Source organism: Vibrio sp. YT-19(2023) (assembly GCF_033337395.1).
This window is the reverse complement of sequence record NZ_JAWOQN010000017.1, coordinates 22,762-38,190: the sequence shown is the minus strand read 5'-3', so window position 1 is coordinate 38,190 and position 15,429 is coordinate 22,762. Positions and strand designations below refer to the sequence as shown.

General features: G+C 46.6%; 14 protein-coding genes. 2 read left to right on the top strand and 12 right to left on the bottom strand.

From position 1 onward, the window contains the following. Nucleotide 1: 1 nt before the first annotated feature. The 5 genes from R7E78_RS14085 to artP form a co-directional block, all read right to left on the bottom strand. On the bottom strand, nt 2-574 hold the full coding sequence (locus R7E78_RS14085) for a protocatechuate 3,4-dioxygenase (protein ID WP_213873986.1): 573 nt from the start codon (nt 572-574) through the stop codon (nt 2-4). A gap of 138 nt (nt 575-712) precedes the next feature. Continuing rightward, nucleotides 713-1,381 carry an arginine ABC transporter permease ArtM gene (gene artM / locus R7E78_RS14080; RefSeq protein ID WP_318057966.1) on the bottom strand — a complete coding sequence of 223 codons (669 nt, stop codon included), beginning with the start codon at nt 1,379-1,381 and terminating at the stop codon, nt 713-715. Continuing rightward, nucleotides 1,378-2,067, bottom strand: coding sequence for an arginine ABC transporter permease ArtQ (gene artQ / locus R7E78_RS14075; protein WP_005388570.1), 690 nt, complete (start codon nt 2,065-2,067; stop codon nt 1,378-1,380). Before artQ ends, artM begins: the two co-directional genes overlap by 4 nt. Nucleotide 2,068: 1 nt before the next feature. Beyond that, on the bottom strand, nt 2,069-2,800 hold the full coding sequence (locus R7E78_RS14070) for an arginine ABC transporter substrate-binding protein (RefSeq protein ID WP_085568965.1): 732 nt from the start codon (nt 2,798-2,800) through the stop codon (nt 2,069-2,071). 88 nt (nt 2,801-2,888) lie between these two features. Then, entirely contained in the window at nt 2,889-3,617 is a 729-nt protein-coding gene (artP, locus tag R7E78_RS14065) for an arginine ABC transporter ATP-binding protein ArtP (RefSeq protein ID WP_017634245.1), read from the bottom strand. 425 nt (nt 3,618-4,042) lie between these two features. On the opposite strand from artP, the gene R7E78_RS14060 reads away from it, so the two are divergent. Beyond that, nucleotides 4,043-6,277, top strand: a complete 2,235-nt coding sequence (locus R7E78_RS14060) for a hypothetical protein (RefSeq protein ID WP_213972802.1) — start codon at nt 4,043-4,045, stop codon at nt 6,275-6,277. Nucleotides 6,278-6,418: 141 nt separating this feature from the next. Continuing rightward, nucleotides 6,419-7,414, top strand: a complete 996-nt coding sequence (locus R7E78_RS14055) for an ABC transporter substrate-binding protein (RefSeq protein WP_318057965.1) — start codon at nt 6,419-6,421, stop codon at nt 7,412-7,414. A gap of 82 nt (nt 7,415-7,496) precedes the next feature. On the opposite strand, the gene R7E78_RS14050 is transcribed toward R7E78_RS14055, so the two are convergent. The 7 genes from R7E78_RS14050 to R7E78_RS14020 form a co-directional block, all read right to left on the bottom strand. Continuing rightward, nucleotides 7,497-7,874 (bottom strand): nuclear transport factor 2 family protein, encoded by a 378-nt coding sequence (locus tag R7E78_RS14050; RefSeq protein ID WP_031777276.1) that lies wholly within the window; start codon nt 7,872-7,874, stop codon nt 7,497-7,499. A 142-nt stretch (nt 7,875-8,016) separates the two neighbouring features. Continuing rightward, nucleotides 8,017-8,748: a DUF3726 domain-containing protein gene (locus tag R7E78_RS14045; RefSeq protein WP_053307776.1), complete on the bottom strand. Its 732-nt coding sequence runs from the start codon at nt 8,746-8,748 to the stop codon at nt 8,017-8,019. Beyond that, complete coding sequence (locus tag R7E78_RS14040; protein WP_318057964.1) at nt 8,745-10,481, bottom strand: hypothetical protein; 1,737 nt, start codon at nt 10,479-10,481, stop codon at nt 8,745-8,747. Before R7E78_RS14040 ends, R7E78_RS14045 begins: the two co-directional genes overlap by 4 nt. A gap of 101 nt (nt 10,482-10,582) precedes the next feature. After that, nucleotides 10,583-12,184, bottom strand: a complete 1,602-nt coding sequence (locus R7E78_RS14035; RefSeq protein WP_318057963.1) for a BCCT family transporter — start codon at nt 12,182-12,184, stop codon at nt 10,583-10,585. A 109-nt stretch (nt 12,185-12,293) separates the two neighbouring features. Continuing rightward, a complete protein-coding gene (locus R7E78_RS14030; RefSeq protein ID WP_053303711.1) occupies nt 12,294-13,283 on the bottom strand; it encodes a membrane dipeptidase in 990 nt (329 codons plus the stop codon). A gap of 69 nt (nt 13,284-13,352) precedes the next feature. After that, complete coding sequence (locus tag R7E78_RS14025; RefSeq protein WP_005375790.1) at nt 13,353-14,813, bottom strand: aldehyde dehydrogenase family protein; 1,461 nt, start codon at nt 14,811-14,813, stop codon at nt 13,353-13,355. A gap of 72 nt (nt 14,814-14,885) precedes the next feature. Next, entirely contained in the window at nt 14,886-15,284 is a 399-nt protein-coding gene (locus tag R7E78_RS14020) for a RidA family protein (RefSeq protein ID WP_005375789.1), read from the bottom strand. Between the last annotated feature and the right edge of the window lie 145 nt (nt 15,285-15,429).

Genomic DNA, 15,429 nt, shown 5'->3' with positions numbered 1-15,429 from the left:
GCTAGCCAATCACAAAGTTAAATTCGCCCGTTAACCGCCCGTCGATTCGTATAGTTTCAAACTGCAGATAATCACGGGCTTTGCCTCCCCACCATTCATCGCCAGTATTGCCTTTCAAGTACAACTGAGTGGTCAGAAGCTCTTGGTTATCCCGCCACAACTTAACGTGAATGTGCGGTGGACGAGAGGCATAAGGCACGGGGTACAAGGTCTGAAACAAGTAGTGACCATCCGATTGAGTTAAAACTGCACCAAAGCCAGCAAAGTGCGCATCAAACTTATCGTTATTTGGTTGCTTAGGATGATCGTAAATCCCCTGCCCATCGCATTGCCAGATTTCTACTTTGATGCCTGAAACTGGGTTTCCCGATGTATCTACTACTCTGCCTTGCAACACGATAGGTTCACCGACCAAGCCTTCTGATTGCAGAATCAAGTTTTGACGAAGAGGAATATCCACTACTGGATAAAATGGCCCTTCTGTTTGTGCTGGCGTCGGCCGCATTGGTGTCGTCGCTTTTAAAGAGGGTGCGAACAACAATGTCCACAGCGCTAAAAAGTGTCTTCTTTCCATGGTGCCACCAATACAATTGCATTGAATTAAGTTTGGTGGAACTTGAGGGATTTGCCATAACGAATATGAAAAATGTCCCTGCAAGAGAGTCATTTGCAAAGGCACTGTGGAACGAGATGATGAGTGTTGATTGAAGGTTTATGCGGCTTCGAACGCCAATGCTTTCTTCTCTACCTGACGGAAAATGAGAGTTAGCACACCATTTACTGCTAAGTAGAACGCGCCCGCAATACCAAATACCGTCAACGTATCGTAGGTTTGTGCGTTAATACGCTGCGCGTAACCCATCAGATCCATGATCGTAATCGTGCTTGCTAGTGACGTGCCTTTGAAGACCAAAATCACTTCGTTCGAGTAAGCAGGAACAGCACGACGAATAGCGTATGGTAGCAGCACTTTCAGCGTTGCGGTTTTGTTCATACCCAGAGCACGACACGCTTGCCATTGACCGGAAGGAATCGCGTTAAACGCTCCGTTGAACAACTGAGTGCTGTATGCAGCGGTATTCAACGCTAGCGCCAACATCGCACAGAACCAAGGTTGGCTTAACCATGTCCAGAATACACTTTCTCTTACTGCGTCAAACTGACCCGGACCGTAGTACACCAAAAAGATCTGTACCAACAAAGGCGTACCAGTGAACAAGGTGATGATGCCACGACTTACCCAATGCAAACCCGGAGTACGCAGGATCAGAGTCAGCGTCATCATCAGAGCTAAGAGACAGCCCACAACCAAGGAAGCGGCGGTCAATTGGAGGCTAGTGCCTAAGCCATCCAGCATTTGCCAAACGTGTTGTTCGTTCATGCGGTCGCCTCCTGTCCCATGCTCATGCCTTGAATTGAGAACTTCTTATCAATCAGTTTTACGGCACGTTGTGTAATCAAAGTAATGCCTAAGTAAATCGCCGCAGCAGTTGCGTACCATGTAAACGCTTCATGTGTCGCTGCAGATGTTAGCTGTGCTTGTTTCAACAAATCCGTTACTCCGATCAGTGATACAAGCGCGGTATCTTTCAGCAAAACCAACCATTGGTTAGTTAAACCTGGTAGTGCGTGTCTTACTGCTTGTGGCAAAACAATGCGAACAAAAGCATGTGCCTGACTGATGCCGAGTGCACTTGCTGCTTCTCTCTGCCCTCTTCCAACGGCTTTTAACGCGCCACGTAGAGTTTGAGAAGCATAAGAAGCGAAGATCAATGACAACGCCACCACGCCAGACAAGAACGGGCTAACTTCAATAAAGTCGCCGGTGATTAAAAACAGAACCTGAGTCGAACCAAAATAGATGAACAACACGACAAGGATTTCTGGCAAGCCACGTACAATCGTCACAAACGCCGTCATTGGCCATTTAACGAAAACGCGGCGAGACATTTCACCACTGGCGAATACCACTGCCAGAATCAAACCGACTAAAAGGCTTGTGAAGGCCAGCTGGACAGTCATCCAACTAGCTTGAACAAGCGATAAAGAGTAACCCGTTAGTGCCATATTACTTACCGAAGTATTTGTTGTAGATTACGTCGTATTCGCCGTTTGCTTTCACTGTTTTCAGTGCTGTGTTCAGCTTGTTCACTAGCTCGTCGTTACCTTTATTTACTGCGATACCGAAACCGTTACCGAAGTATTTAGGGTTAGTGACGTGCTCACCCACGTAAGCTAGGTTGTCTTCTTTCTTGAACCATTCTGCTACGACTGCTGTGTCACCGAATACAGAATCAATACGGCCATTTTTCATATCGATGAACGCGTCTTGGTAGCTTGAGTAAGGAACCGCGGTTACGCCCGGCATTTGCTCAATCAGGTAGCTTTGGTGTGTTGAACCGTTTTGAACACCAACACGCTTACCTTCTAGTGCTTTTTGATCAGCCACTTTTTCTTTGATAGAAACAAACGCTGCTGAGTTGTCATAGTATGCATTCGTGAAATTCACTTGCTCCAAACGCGCCTCAGTAATGTCCATTGCAGAGATTGCCGCATCGTAGCGCTTGAATTTTAATGCTGGGATCAGGCTGTCAAACGATTGGTTGTGGAAGGTGCATTTTGCTTCGATTTCTTTACATAGTGCATTCGCCAGATCCACATCAAAACCTTGGATTTGGTTGTTTTCATCCATGTATTCGAATGGGGCGTACGTCGCTTCCATCGCAAATTTGATCTCTTCTTGTGCTGCTGCGTTCGCTGAGACAAGTCCGATTAGTGAAGCTAGTAGAATCTTTTTCATTGCAATACTCCGTGTGTACTTAGTGGGCTGACACTCGCAATGACAGCCGAGCTTATCTGTTAAATAGACTGAACTTTAAAAACGTGATTTAGTGATTTAAGTAGTCAGCAAACTGGGCGGTTTGCGGGTTAGAAAACGAATCATTTGTGCCGTGCTCAACGATGTGTCCTTTTTCTAAATACAGTACGTGGCTAGCGATTTTCTTGGCGAAATCCACTTCGTGCGTCACAACTACTTGTGTAATTCCGGTTTCGCTTAAATCTTTAATAATCTTAACGACTTGGTTAGTAATTTCCGGATCAAGCGCAGCGGTCGGTTCATCAAAAAGCAAGACTTCCGGTTTCATCATCAATGCACGAGCAATCGCCACACGTTGTTGCTGACCACCAGAAAGTTGCATCGGCCATGCATCCGCTTTGTCTGCCAAATGCAGCGTCGCAAGAATTTGCATTGCCTGCTTCTTCGCTTCTTCTTTATCCATGCCAGCGACTTTTACCGGAGCCTCAATCAGGTTCTCCATCACTGTCATATGCGGCCACAGGTTGTACTGTTGGAACACCATGCCCACTTTACGACGAAGCGCTAAACCTTGCTTCTCTTTGATTTCAGTTGAAAAGTCGAATGCGTCATTAGCGATGTTTAACTGGCCGTTATCCGCTCCTTCAAGAAGGTTAAGAACACGTAGTAGAGAGCTCTTCCCTGCACCACTCGGACCTAGTAACACCAGTGTTTCGCCGCTTTCACACTTAAAGCTGACATCGTGAAGCACTTGTGTCTCACCGTAGGATTTATTGATTCCGCTTACCTGAATAGTCATGCTGACATACCGCATTAATTGTCACTTGGCATTTATATTACTCAAAAGGATTTTTTATGCAATAAAAATGTATAAAAATTAATTTCGTTAAATTTTTGTATGATAAGCAATCAATACAACAGAGAATATGACTGGTTTAATCAGTTGGTTTTAACTGAAATTGTTGATGAAAATCCAACAATATGATGGCAATCGAAACAAGGTTAAAATTCTGGTTACTTTTGTGCTTGTGTAGATGGAATTTTGAGTCTTTGAACGTACTACACCCGACGCAGACCTTCTCATTTTTGCCGGGCTTCCCCCCTCGATTTCCGGTAAAGCCTTCTATCGGCGGGTTCCTGATTAGGACTTTGTGAATGGACTATAATTTCTCTTTGTATTCTGGCCCTTAATTCGAGTCATCTAAGTATGAGTGAGATAACCCCATGTTGAAGTCGCATTGTTTTTCTCTCATTGCACTTGCTTCTCTGAGCTTACTTTCTATACCCAGCGTTTGGAGTAGAACATCAATCGTGTTACCTGGATTGCATGAACAGGGTATTGATCTTCAAGATAAGCCTATATCTGCTGCCGCTGCACTTGAATGGGAGTTGGATAATGCCGATATCGTGTTTGGAGCTTACAAAGATAAGAGTGATAACGAGCGTGTAAAAGCGCTTGGTTACATGTACAACCAAAAGCTGGAACTTAACTCAGGTTGGCTGGAAAACGATATACGTAACCAAGCAGAACTGAATGGAATTGACTACGAAGATTTCTTTCTCCACTTTTCTGAAGACACTATCCTAGCTGAAGTCGACTCAAGCCATGGTGAAAATACCTTACTCAATCGAAAACCGATGATCGTTGGCTATACCGCCAGCGCTGACCACGCCGGCTTTTGGCTATATCAACCACCGCCATGGGATGCTGATGTATTTGGCCAGGCGAATAATGGTGGAGCCCTCTATGTCTATCACTCAGAGAAGTTCGACCGCTTAGCCTTTACGTTCTCTCAGTTTGCTCAAGGCGGCAGCTTCACGATTGAATACCCTTCTGCTATCGACTCGTTTGGTCGGGTAACAGAATGGAAACGCTTCGCGATTAAAAAAGACAAAACTGAGAACATGACTAAAAATCAAACAGTAAACTGGTCTGTTCCTTCGGATTGGGTTCGCGCTACAACGCATGATGGTAGCGGAAAAACTTATGGTGGCGGTCAGTACTTTGGCTCCACCTTTTTACGCGACGGCGGCCGCCTTTACTTTGCGAAAATTACTTGGCATGACGGCAACATAGAAAACCGCCCACGTCTCGAAAACATTCAACTCAAAAATAGCTTCCCTGCCGTCAATATCTCAGGAGCACCAACGGAGACACCGGAAGGTCAAACCATTCAACGCTGGCGTAAAATTCGTGGCTTCGACAAATCTGCAGATCGAAACCAAGACAATTATCTTTCTTGGAATGAATACAAAAACCGTTCGAATAAGAATGCAACGGCCCGATTTCGTTGGGAGTCACGGGTTATTCCATTTGGTCGTATGTGGAATCAAACCTCTTCTTGGGCATTGACCAATCTCGGTAATCCCGTTTTTACCAATACAATGCGCCACTATTACCAAGCTGAATGGGCGAAACAAGGTTTAAATGGTGCGTACAACGACGATACGAATAAGTTACTCGGTGCAAATCAGTTCTACATATATTCCGGAGGCACAGTGGATGAACTTGGTTTGGTGGCGGGTAGCCAAGCTGCTGACGATGCTTACAAAGCGCAATTCTCGGCGTTCTTGAATAAACTGGCAACGCTGGATGAAGATGCGTTAATTGGCCTCAACATAGGTACGGCAAACTTATTCGGTCGTAATGGGCAAAACCACTTGGTTAACGCTGGCTCCTTGTACTTGCGCGAGCACTACCTTTTCCCTGCTACCGGCTTTAGTGGCTATGCTGGCTTGGCTAAATTTTGGGATAACTCTGCACTCGCCAAAGCGGGTCAGAAAGTGATTTATCAAGCGACCACGCGTTATGGTCGAGTTCAATACTTTGGCAACACTGAGGATAACTGGAAACAGGACCAATACTCTGCACTAGCGGTGTTCTACTTAAACTATCACCCTGAGCGCATTTACTTTAATCAGTGGAACAATGGCTACTTATATGGAAGTAATAACACAACAAGTGACAACTTCTGGAAGGCAGGCGTACCAAAGAATATTGCTTATCAACCTAGCTCCTTGCTTGCCGTTGATTTGGGAGAGCCTGCCAATCAAATACCAGAGGGATATCAGGCGACTCCGCTAATGATGTCCACCAGCACGCCCTATTCCGCCGATTACACGGTGATTGGAGATGCTTCTATGAGCAAAGTGGCTCACCCTGACTTGCCTAATGGCGCTATCGATTTGTTACCAACCCATACGTACTTTGCGTATCACTCAGACGATACGGTAGTGATGCATGGCCCTACAGAGATGGTGTTAGCCCGCGAATTCACCAAAGGCCGAGTGCTGTATCGGACTGATTTCTTTGGCAAAAATATCGATTACTTCTCCTCACCGAAGATAACTATCGCACTTCCAGAGCCTATGCGACCTGTAGATCAAGACGGTAACATCGGCGACTATGTTTCTCATATTGAGATTGGCGGCTACGAAGGAGTGTTCTTGCTGTATTAACTCCCTTTCAACACGCCTCACCAAACGCTTCATAAATCACCGTTTTTATGCTTAACGTCACTGAAAAAAACTTGTTCACTGAATCTTTATAAACCGATGTATATACTGAAGTAAATGACAACGACAAGGAAATTCAGTCACATGAAGACGACACCTTCAATGCTATCTGTTCTGCTGCTATCAGCATTATCTACTCATGCAAATGCGGACGAATGCGGAAAAATAACCATCGCAGACATGAATTGGAATTCGGCCAGCTTAATGGCGCACATCGACCAATTTGTCTTAAATGAAGGCTACCAGTGCGATGCGGAATTGATCCCTGGTGATAGCGTTCCTACAGGCACCTCTATGATTGAAAAGGGGCAACCTGACGTTGCGCCAGAGTTATGGACAAACGGCATTAAAGAAGCACTTGATAAAGGGATTGCGGATAAACGCTTGCGCATCGCTAGTGAATCGCTTGTCAATGGTGGTGAAGAAGGGTTTTGGGTTCCCGCCTATCTGGTAAAACAGTATCCAGAACTCGCGACGATAGAAGGCGTCATCAAGCACGCCAAACTATTTGAACACCCAGAGGATGATGACAAGTTCGCGTTTTATAGCTGCCCTGCTGGTTGGACATGCCAAATCACCTCCGGTCACTTGTTTAATGCATTAGGGTTAAGTGAGCACGGCTTTGAGATGGTTGACCCAGGATCTGGCGCAGCATTAGCTGGCACCATCGCCAAAGCCTATGATCGCAAAATGCCTTGGTTTGGTTACTACTGGTCACCGACCCCCGTATTGGGCAAGTATGATATGGTCAAAGTGGATTTTGGTAGCGTAACAGATTTAGAAGAGTATCGCAACTGTACCACTCAGCCTGATTGCGCTTCACCAAAAGTAACAATGTACCCACCTTCTCCAGTTCGCACAGTAACAACTGAGGCGTTTGCGAGCAAAGAACCCCAAGCATTCGCGTACTTGCAGAAACGCGGATTTACCAACGAGCAAATGAGTGAAATGCTGGCCTGGATGGAAGATAACTACGCGGACGGTGAAGAAGCGATGTTTTACTTTTTTAATACCTACCCTGACTTGTGGAAAGGCTGGGTATCTGAAGACGTCGCGTTGAGAATCGAAAAAGCGCTTTGATGATTAATACTTAAAGTGCCACAAATCATTTAACCTCCCATACCGTTTGAATAAACGGCATGGGAGACTCGTCAACGACTCGTTAATACATGGTGTGACCATTCAATGTTTCTTTAGGAATCTCTTGCAGAGCGTCCCAATGTTCAACAATCTTCCCATTATGATCAAAACGAAAGAAATCCATCGTCACGTATTCAATATCATTAGGCCATGTTTGGTGAGTGTGTAGTGCCACCAAGTTCCCTTCAGCAATCGCTCGCACAAACGTAATATCTTTATCGGGATACTCATTTTGCATCCGCTCAAAATACTCGATAAAAGCCTCGGGGCCGTTTCCAACTAATGGATTGTGCTGGATGTACTCATCGCCAACGTAGTCTTCAACCGCCTTTCTTGGATTACCTCGATAGGCGGTTTCGTAAAACGCAATGGCATTTCTTTTATTCTCTTGCAGATCCATTTTTCTTACCTGTGTTGCTCCATCTTGCGGATAACGGTAATCATAGTCTTTGAACTTCAGAAGTGACCAAACATCGTGCACAAAAAAGGCCGCTAAACAGCAGCCTTCATCACTTCTACTTGGAATCATCGCCTTTCATCGCTTAAACCACACCACCAGCACCGAGCATAGAACGCTCACTGTTCTCCACCAGCAACGCGGTTGCGGTTTGTTTCAGTGTTTCCCATTCTTGGTCTTCGACAAAGATACCATTTTGCCAAGAAGCTTGTTGCGTGCGGCTTAACTCATCACCTTCAATGTGGGTGGTATACCCTTGTGCACTTTTCTCGATATCGAAATCGTTCACGGAGAGCTCGATAACCATACTATGCAAATCCGTATCATGCCCATCAAACTGATCCGAGAAAAAGACTTCTGGCGCAATTCGTCCACGGTTTAACACATAAAGCGTTCGCTTGGGACTAGAGCCATTGACCCATTGTGCACGGCACGCAATGCCTTTTGCAGAGAGTTTCAACAACTCACTAAAACCTAGCCAACGGTTATGGCACTGCGTCAACGTGATAGTAATCGACTTACGGTTAATCATTTTCTCAAGTGCGAAATCCAACACAGCGGGTAAATGACACGCTACACTCCCGTTGTGCAGTTCTACCTCTATGTTTGACGGCGTACTGTTGGTCACCGATACGGCGCAGTCTGAATCTAACCCAAGAAACAGACTGGCGTTATTAAAATGACGAACTCCATGTAAGCCAACCATTTGCAAGTCCGCCACCATGTTCGCAATGACATCCGCCTCACCACAGTGACGGCGCATGCCAAGAAATGCCTTATTAACCGCGGCCACCAATTCGTTGTGAGAGACGATCATAATGCAAATCCTCCACTGATTTTTTGATTATCACTTTGCGCAATTTCGTCACGTGGCGGCATGCTAGGGAAAATCCATGTGTCTACCAGTTTAGGGTCGTGAATTTCATCTAACAACGGCGCACCTTGGAAGAAAGTTACTCGAACCCAACGATCCGAGCGCGGATCAAACTTAGTCGCACCAAAGATCGCCAATTTACAGCGCAATAAGTGCATTGGTAACGCATCTTTACGCAGCACGTTCATTTGAATATCCCCCATCGCACGGCTACCTAACGTCCATACGCGACGTGTGATCGAACGATAAGCCGGTTTTTGCAATAGAAACTCTGCTACGGACATTTCTACATCACAGTCAAGCAAGGCCTGGTACAAGCGATTCACTTGTCTGCCGATATCAAGCGGCAGTTCTTTTTCTTCTCCAGCCTCTTCCCCGCGAACACCAAGCCTTGGCTCTTCTTTATCTTGTGAGCGATACCAGAACCAGTAGTTGTTCTCGGCTAGTGAGTAATCCGCATCAATCGCCCAGCGGTACTTGCTTTGCAACACTTCCAGTAAATCTTGGATCTTTTTCCCGCCCGGAATAGATAACGTTTCATCCGTATTCATTTGGCTAGCAAATTCATCCACTAAAGATGGGTAGAGTTCGATCAAGCAAGAGGTGAGGATTTCTTGGGCTTCCACACTCATTGTTTTCTTATGCTCGACCAAACTCGCCCAGTTCGGATGTAATGCCATTAACGTTGTTAGCTCCGATAGCAGTTGTTTGATGTCTGCTATCGCTTGATGATTGAGCCTGTCTTGATGTTCATTAATGGTTATGACTTGCTCTAAATGACGCTGTGCTTTTTGCAGCAATCCTTGCAAAGGAGCATGGAACGACGCTTCACATGGCATCGCAAAGACTCGCGCTACCGCACGTTCACGAGAGGTCATCCATTGGTCAACAATACACGGATGATTAATCAAGTATGGAGCCATGCCTAAGCCAGTAGCATTGCCGACACCAAGGTAGCGCTGCAAGCCACGATGCAAAGCCACCGCGTTGTCGCCACCTTGTTGAAGTGCCAGATAGTGCACCCAATCTAGGCTGAATTCACGCAACATATATACTGCACACATTTGCGCACTAAAAGACTGGCTGAAATCTGAGTTGTTCTCTAACAGTTTGAAATCGGCGATACCAAACTTTCCGTTACCATAAACAGCTGTGGTACGCAGGATATAACCCACTTCCGCTAACTCTTTCGGCTCAGGCTGCTCGCCTTGAGAAAGCGCGCTAACAATGTGCTCAAACACGCGCACACTTTTGTTTGCGCGAGCAAGAACAAGTACGTTGTTTGGATTACGTCCCGCTTCTTGCAGCGGTACATTTTCTCGCAATCTTTCCAACAAAGTAACATCAACATCGCCTTGAACCAGTGCAAATGTGACGTCCCACTTTTCAGCAATTACGCGATCATTACGCTCGTCGTCGGCAATTTCATCACAGAATACCACCAAATGATAAACGTGCTCTGGCGTGGTCAATTTGTAAATCACATGACCATAACCACGAGGACAAAGCTGCCACTCATGCTTGGTTACTTGCCAGTTTTGGCTTGCCATATTACGAATCAGACTGCGAACAAAGCTGATTCGGTTTTGGTGCATTGCGCCAAGCCTTTCGGCTGCCATGACAATCGCTGCATCGCGCATAGTTGCTTCCGTATAAGTAGAACGATGTGCATCCATTTTGCTCACCACCTATTTGTTATTGTAAGAATACTAGGGTTTGTGCGGATGCAGGAGGAAAACACCCGCACAAGCTCCACGTTGTTTGAATTGGATAATTGTTATAGCCCTTGCTCTTTCGCCATTTTGATTGCAATTTGTGGCGCATTCCAAAGTGACGGTAACAGAATCAACGAAACCGGAACCGCGGTAATAACAATGAAAGATTGCAGAGCAGAGATGCCGCCAGAGCCAAGGGAAATTAGGATCAATGCCGTCACACCCATCATTACTCCCCAGAAGGTACGGATGATCGCATTCGGCTCCGTTTCACCACTGATCACGACACTGATTGTGTAGGTCATTGAGTCGCCCGTCGTGACGATGAAGATCGTGGTTAAAATCAGAAATAGAATTGAAGTCAGCATTGGCATTGGTAGTTGCTGAGTCACCGCAAGCAAAGCACCTGGCAAGTTAAAGCCCTCAAACGCCGCACTCACGCTACCCGGTACAGCAATTTCAAACGCTAGGCCAGAGCCGCCCACAATCGTGAACCAAAAACAGGTGGTTAACGGAGCCACAATACTGATGGTGGAAATAACTTGGCGAATAGTTCGACCACGGGAAATACGCGCAATAAAGATTGCCATCATCGGACCATAACCCAGGAACCAGCCCCAGAAAAATACTGTCCACCAACTTAGCCAACCTTCGTCACCGCGATAGGTCGCCATTGGGATAAAGTTATCCAACATGCTTCCGACCCCTTGAATGTATCCGTTAAAGATAAAATTCGTAGGACCAAAAAACAGGATGTAAACCATCAATGCCATTGCCAGAATCACGTTGTAACGACTAAGCAGTTGCATGCCTCGGCTTAATCCACTGAGTGCAGACAAGGTGTAAAGCGCAATCGCAAACAAAATGATAATAAGCTGAGTGGTAAAGCCATCAGGGATATCAAACAGCGCATTTAACGCGTAGCTAACCTGCAAGCCTAGAAACCCAATTGGCCCGATGGTGCCCGCGGCTACCGCGATAATGCAGCACGCGTCAATCAATGCACCGAGTTGGCCTTTAAGTGCTCGTTCGCCCAACACTGGATAAAGTAAAATACGGGGTTTTAGTGGTAAACCTTTGTCGTAATGCAGGTGCATCACCACGATGGAAGTTAAGCTACCGACAATCGCCCAAGCCAGAAAGCCCCAGTGCATAAAGGATTGCGACAACGCATTCACCGCACCTTGCTGCGGGTTATCTTGCGCGCCGTACAAAGGGGGTGGGCTAACGTAATGCGCGATAGGCTCAGCCGCGGCCCAGAAAACACCACCACCAGCCAATAAGGTACAGAAAATAATCGCCATCCAGCGGAAAGAATCCATTTCTGGTTTTGCAATCCCGCCCAACATCACCTTGCCTGTTCGCCCTGCAGCCAAGCCAAGACCAATAAGAAAAGTGAGAAGCAGCAGTAACTGCCAGTATGGACCAAACACCTGAACTGCCCAGCTAAAACCGGCGTTAACGATCGTAGATAACAGCTCGCCGTCATAAAGTGCAATAGCAACGAACAACGCGATGAAACCACCGCTATACCAAAAGGCCGGGTTATTCAGTCCTAATTTGTCCGTCGTGTTTTCTGTTGTTGATGTGTTGTGTTTTGCTTTTGACTTGCCCGATGACACGCTCATCGTGGAAGCTTTCATGCTATTGGTTAAATCAGACATACTCTGGCTCCAGAGGTTCTTTGCAGCAGCCAAAGACTGGCTACAAATGTGAGTTTTACGCCTGCCGTATTGTTATTATGTGGGCAGGCGGTTCCTACTTTGGGGAATGCTATGAAATAGGCTCTAATCCTTCTTTAAGGAAGTTGAACCAGTTTTCACCCAATATTTTTCCAGCCTCAGATTCACTGAATCCGTGACCCATTAATCCGTTGTAGATGTTCTCCATCCCTGCGCTGCCGCAGAACCATGGCAGCGCATCTGGCCATCCCGAGTTACTTGCTGAACCTTCGCCGTAATCCATCGCTTTTGACCAACGCCCGTTGCGCATCCACTCCAACACTTGTTGCGGCTGATTTAGGCACAAATCGCTACCGATACCTAAATGGTCAACGCCAAACATGTCTGCGGTTTTCGCAACCATCTGGCAGAAATCATCCAGCGTGCACTGGCTGCCATTTGGCAAATGGAATGGATATAAACTGAATCCAATCAAACCACCGCGCTCCGTCAGTGCTTTGATCACGGTGTTGGACTTGTTGCGCAGTGCGTCATGCGCAAATGTCGGGTTAGCATGGCTGATACAAATTGGACGCGAAGAGAGCTCGATAGCTTCCAGCGTCGAACGCTCCGCACTGTGGGACATATCAATGATCATCCCGACTCGGTTCATCTCTTCAATCGCTTGCTTACCAAAGCGAGTTACGCCGGAATCGTTTTGTTCGTAACAACCTGTCGCCAGTAAGCTTTGGTTGTTGTAGGTCAGTTGCATGATCAGCAGACCTTGGCGGCGCATCACTTCAATCAGACCAATTTCATCATCGATTGGTGAGCAATTTTGCGCGCCGAAAAAGATGCCGACTTTGCCTTCTGCTTTGGCTTTTTCTACATCTGCCATTGAATAAATAGGCATGATGAGGTCCGCATTTTGCTCGAAGCGCAAGTTCCATTCAGCAAAACGAGTTAAGGTTTCGCGCGCAGTTTCATGGTAGACGATGGTGGCATGAACGGCGGTAATGCCACTCGCCTTAAGCGTTTGGAAATACTCTCGATCCCAATTGCAGTACTGCAATCCGTCAATCACAATCCGTTGTTGGTACATAACCACTCCTTAAACAATTTCTTAGCCTTTTCGTGCGGGCAACTGACACCATCAGTTACCCTGCCGATCTTAGTAAGGACGCTGATAAGCGGTTTTCACTACGGTGTAGAACTCTTTGGCGTACTGACCTTGCTCACGAGGACCAAAGCTAGATTCTTTACGACCACCAAATGGAACGTGATAATCTGTACCCGCAGTTGGCAAGTTAACCATGACGCAGCCCGTTTGGACTTGCTGTTTGAAGATCGCGCTATTGCGCAAGCTTTGCGTGATAATGCCGCCTGTCAGGCCAAAGCGCGTATCGTTTGCGACTGCAATTGCCTCATCCAGATCAGAAACGCGAATCACGCTCGCCATTGGTGCAAAGACTTCTTCTTGGTTCACTTCCCAGCCATTCTGTGTATTTAAAAACAGAGTTGGTGACATGTAGTAACCGTCATGCTCTAGGCTCAGACGCTCACCACCGAAAGCCAGCTCCGCGCCTGCTTGGCGTGCGTTTTCGATCCACTCAAAGTTCGCATTCAGCTGGTTACCATCAACCACAGGGCCCATGAACACGCCCTCTTCCAGTGCGTGACCCACTTTAAGTTCGCTCATGCGTTGGATTAGCGCTTCAACATACGCGTCGTGAATTCCGTCCATAACCACAAGACGAGAAGACGCGGTGCACTTTTGACCTGCACCCGAGAATGAGCCTGCGATTGTTGCTTCGACAGCAATCTGAATGTCTGCATCATCTGCCACTACGAGCGCATTTTTGCTACCCATCTCTAGCTGACAACGCACAAAATTTGGTGCCGTTGCCGCTGCAACTTTACGGCCTGTGTCCACAGAACCAGTGAAGCTCACGCCGTTCACATCCTTCGAATTAATAAGGGTATTACCTACTTGCGAACCGCTACCCAAAACGAGGTTAAACGTGCCAGCAGGTAAACCTTGGCGATGGATAATCTCTGTCAGCGCAACGGCACTTGCTGGGGTTAGGTTGGCAGGCTTCCAGACGACGCTGTTGCCAAACGCAAGTGCTGGCGCGATTTTCCAAGCCGCTGTTGCTGTTGGGAAGTTCCAAGGAGAGATAATGGCGATAACGCCGACGGCTTCGCGAGTAACTTCAACGGAGACACCTGGACGGACGGAAGCAGCGTTATCGCCAATTTGACGCAGTACCTCAGCAGCAAAGTATTGGAAGAATTGGCCAGCACGGTAAATCTCACCTCGACCTTCAGCAAATGGCTTACCTTCTTCACGCGAAAGCAAGGTACCCAATTCGTCACATCGTGCAATGAGCTCATCACCAATCGCTTGCAACACTGCTTGTTTGCGCTCGATTGGTGTTTTTTCCCACTCTGGCTGCGCTGATTTAGCCGCTTGAATCGCTTGCTCTACTTGCGACACACTCGCTTGTGCGAAATCGCCAATGTTTTCGCTGATATCAGAAGGGTTAATATTGGCGATGGTGTCCATGCCCGATTGCCATTCACCTGCTATATAGAGGGATTTTTCTGCTTGAACATTGTTAATAAAAGTCATGGTTCTTTCCTTGTTCTTCCGATTTGTGATGGCAAGCCACCCACTCACTGATCTCAATTATTCTTGTTGGATTTATTCTGGTTGGCTTGCCGACGCGTAGACGACAAACTCCACCAACATTTCTTCTCGTGCTAACCCTGCAACCACCATGGCGGCGCGATTTGGGTACGGCGCTTCAAAATATTCCGCGTACACTTGGTTAACGGTCTTTAAGTATTCTCTGTCGGTCACGTAAATCAGGACCTGTAATACCGAGTCCAAAGACTCCCCTGCACACTCCAGGGTGTGAATGAGATTGTTAAAGGTTTGACGTGTTTGTGCTTCGATACCGCCTTCCACAACCGCGCCTGTGTCATCAATAGGAATTTGAGCCGTATACAGGGTTCCGTTGTTGACTATCGCCCATTCAAGCGGCGCTTTAGAAGCAAATAGACTGGTTTTAACTGGGTGTTTTTTAGTAGGAGTATTCACGTGCCTTTCAACCTTTGTAACAACTTTGTTTCAATATGGTTAAATGATGAACATTGACAGGCGATAAATCTAACGGTAAATTTTTTACATTTGATAAATTAAACTTATCACTCTGTTTAAAATAAGGTAAATAAAGGGATTAAGA

Bases quoted from the DNA above. Each gene is read 5' to 3' on its own strand.
- R7E78_RS14025 (WP_005375790.1), bottom strand. From the start codon at position 14,813: ATGACTTTTATTAACAATGTTCAAGCAGAAAAATCCCTCTATATAGCA.
- R7E78_RS14040 (WP_318057964.1), bottom strand. From the start codon at position 10,481: ATGGATGCACATCGTTCTACTTATACGGAAGCAACTATGCGCGATGCA.
- R7E78_RS14035 (WP_318057963.1), bottom strand. From the start codon at position 12,184: ATGTCTGATTTAACCAATAGCATGAAAGCTTCCACGATGAGCGTGTCA.
- R7E78_RS14045 (WP_053307776.1), bottom strand. From the start codon at position 8,748: ATGATCGTCTCTCACAACGAATTGGTGGCCGCGGTTAATAAGGCATTT.
- R7E78_RS14085 (WP_213873986.1), bottom strand. From the start codon at position 574: ATGGAAAGAAGACACTTTTTAGCGCTGTGGACATTGTTGTTCGCACCC.
- R7E78_RS14050 (WP_031777276.1), bottom strand. From the start codon at position 7,874: ATGGATCTGCAAGAGAATAAAAGAAATGCCATTGCGTTTTACGAAACC.
- R7E78_RS14060 (WP_213972802.1), top strand. From the start codon at position 4,043: ATGTTGAAGTCGCATTGTTTTTCTCTCATTGCACTTGCTTCTCTGAGC.
- artM (WP_318057966.1), bottom strand. From the start codon at position 1,381: ATGAACGAACAACACGTTTGGCAAATGCTGGATGGCTTAGGCACTAGC.
- artQ (WP_005388570.1), bottom strand. From the start codon at position 2,067: ATGGCACTAACGGGTTACTCTTTATCGCTTGTTCAAGCTAGTTGGATG.
- artP (WP_017634245.1), bottom strand. From the start codon at position 3,617: ATGACTATTCAGGTAAGCGGAATCAATAAATCCTACGGTGAGACACAA.
- R7E78_RS14030 (WP_053303711.1), bottom strand. From the start codon at position 13,283: ATGTACCAACAACGGATTGTGATTGACGGATTGCAGTACTGCAATTGG.
- R7E78_RS14070 (WP_085568965.1), bottom strand. From the start codon at position 2,800: ATGAAAAAGATTCTACTAGCTTCACTAATCGGACTTGTCTCAGCGAAC.
- R7E78_RS14055 (WP_318057965.1), top strand. From the start codon at position 6,419: ATGAAGACGACACCTTCAATGCTATCTGTTCTGCTGCTATCAGCATTA.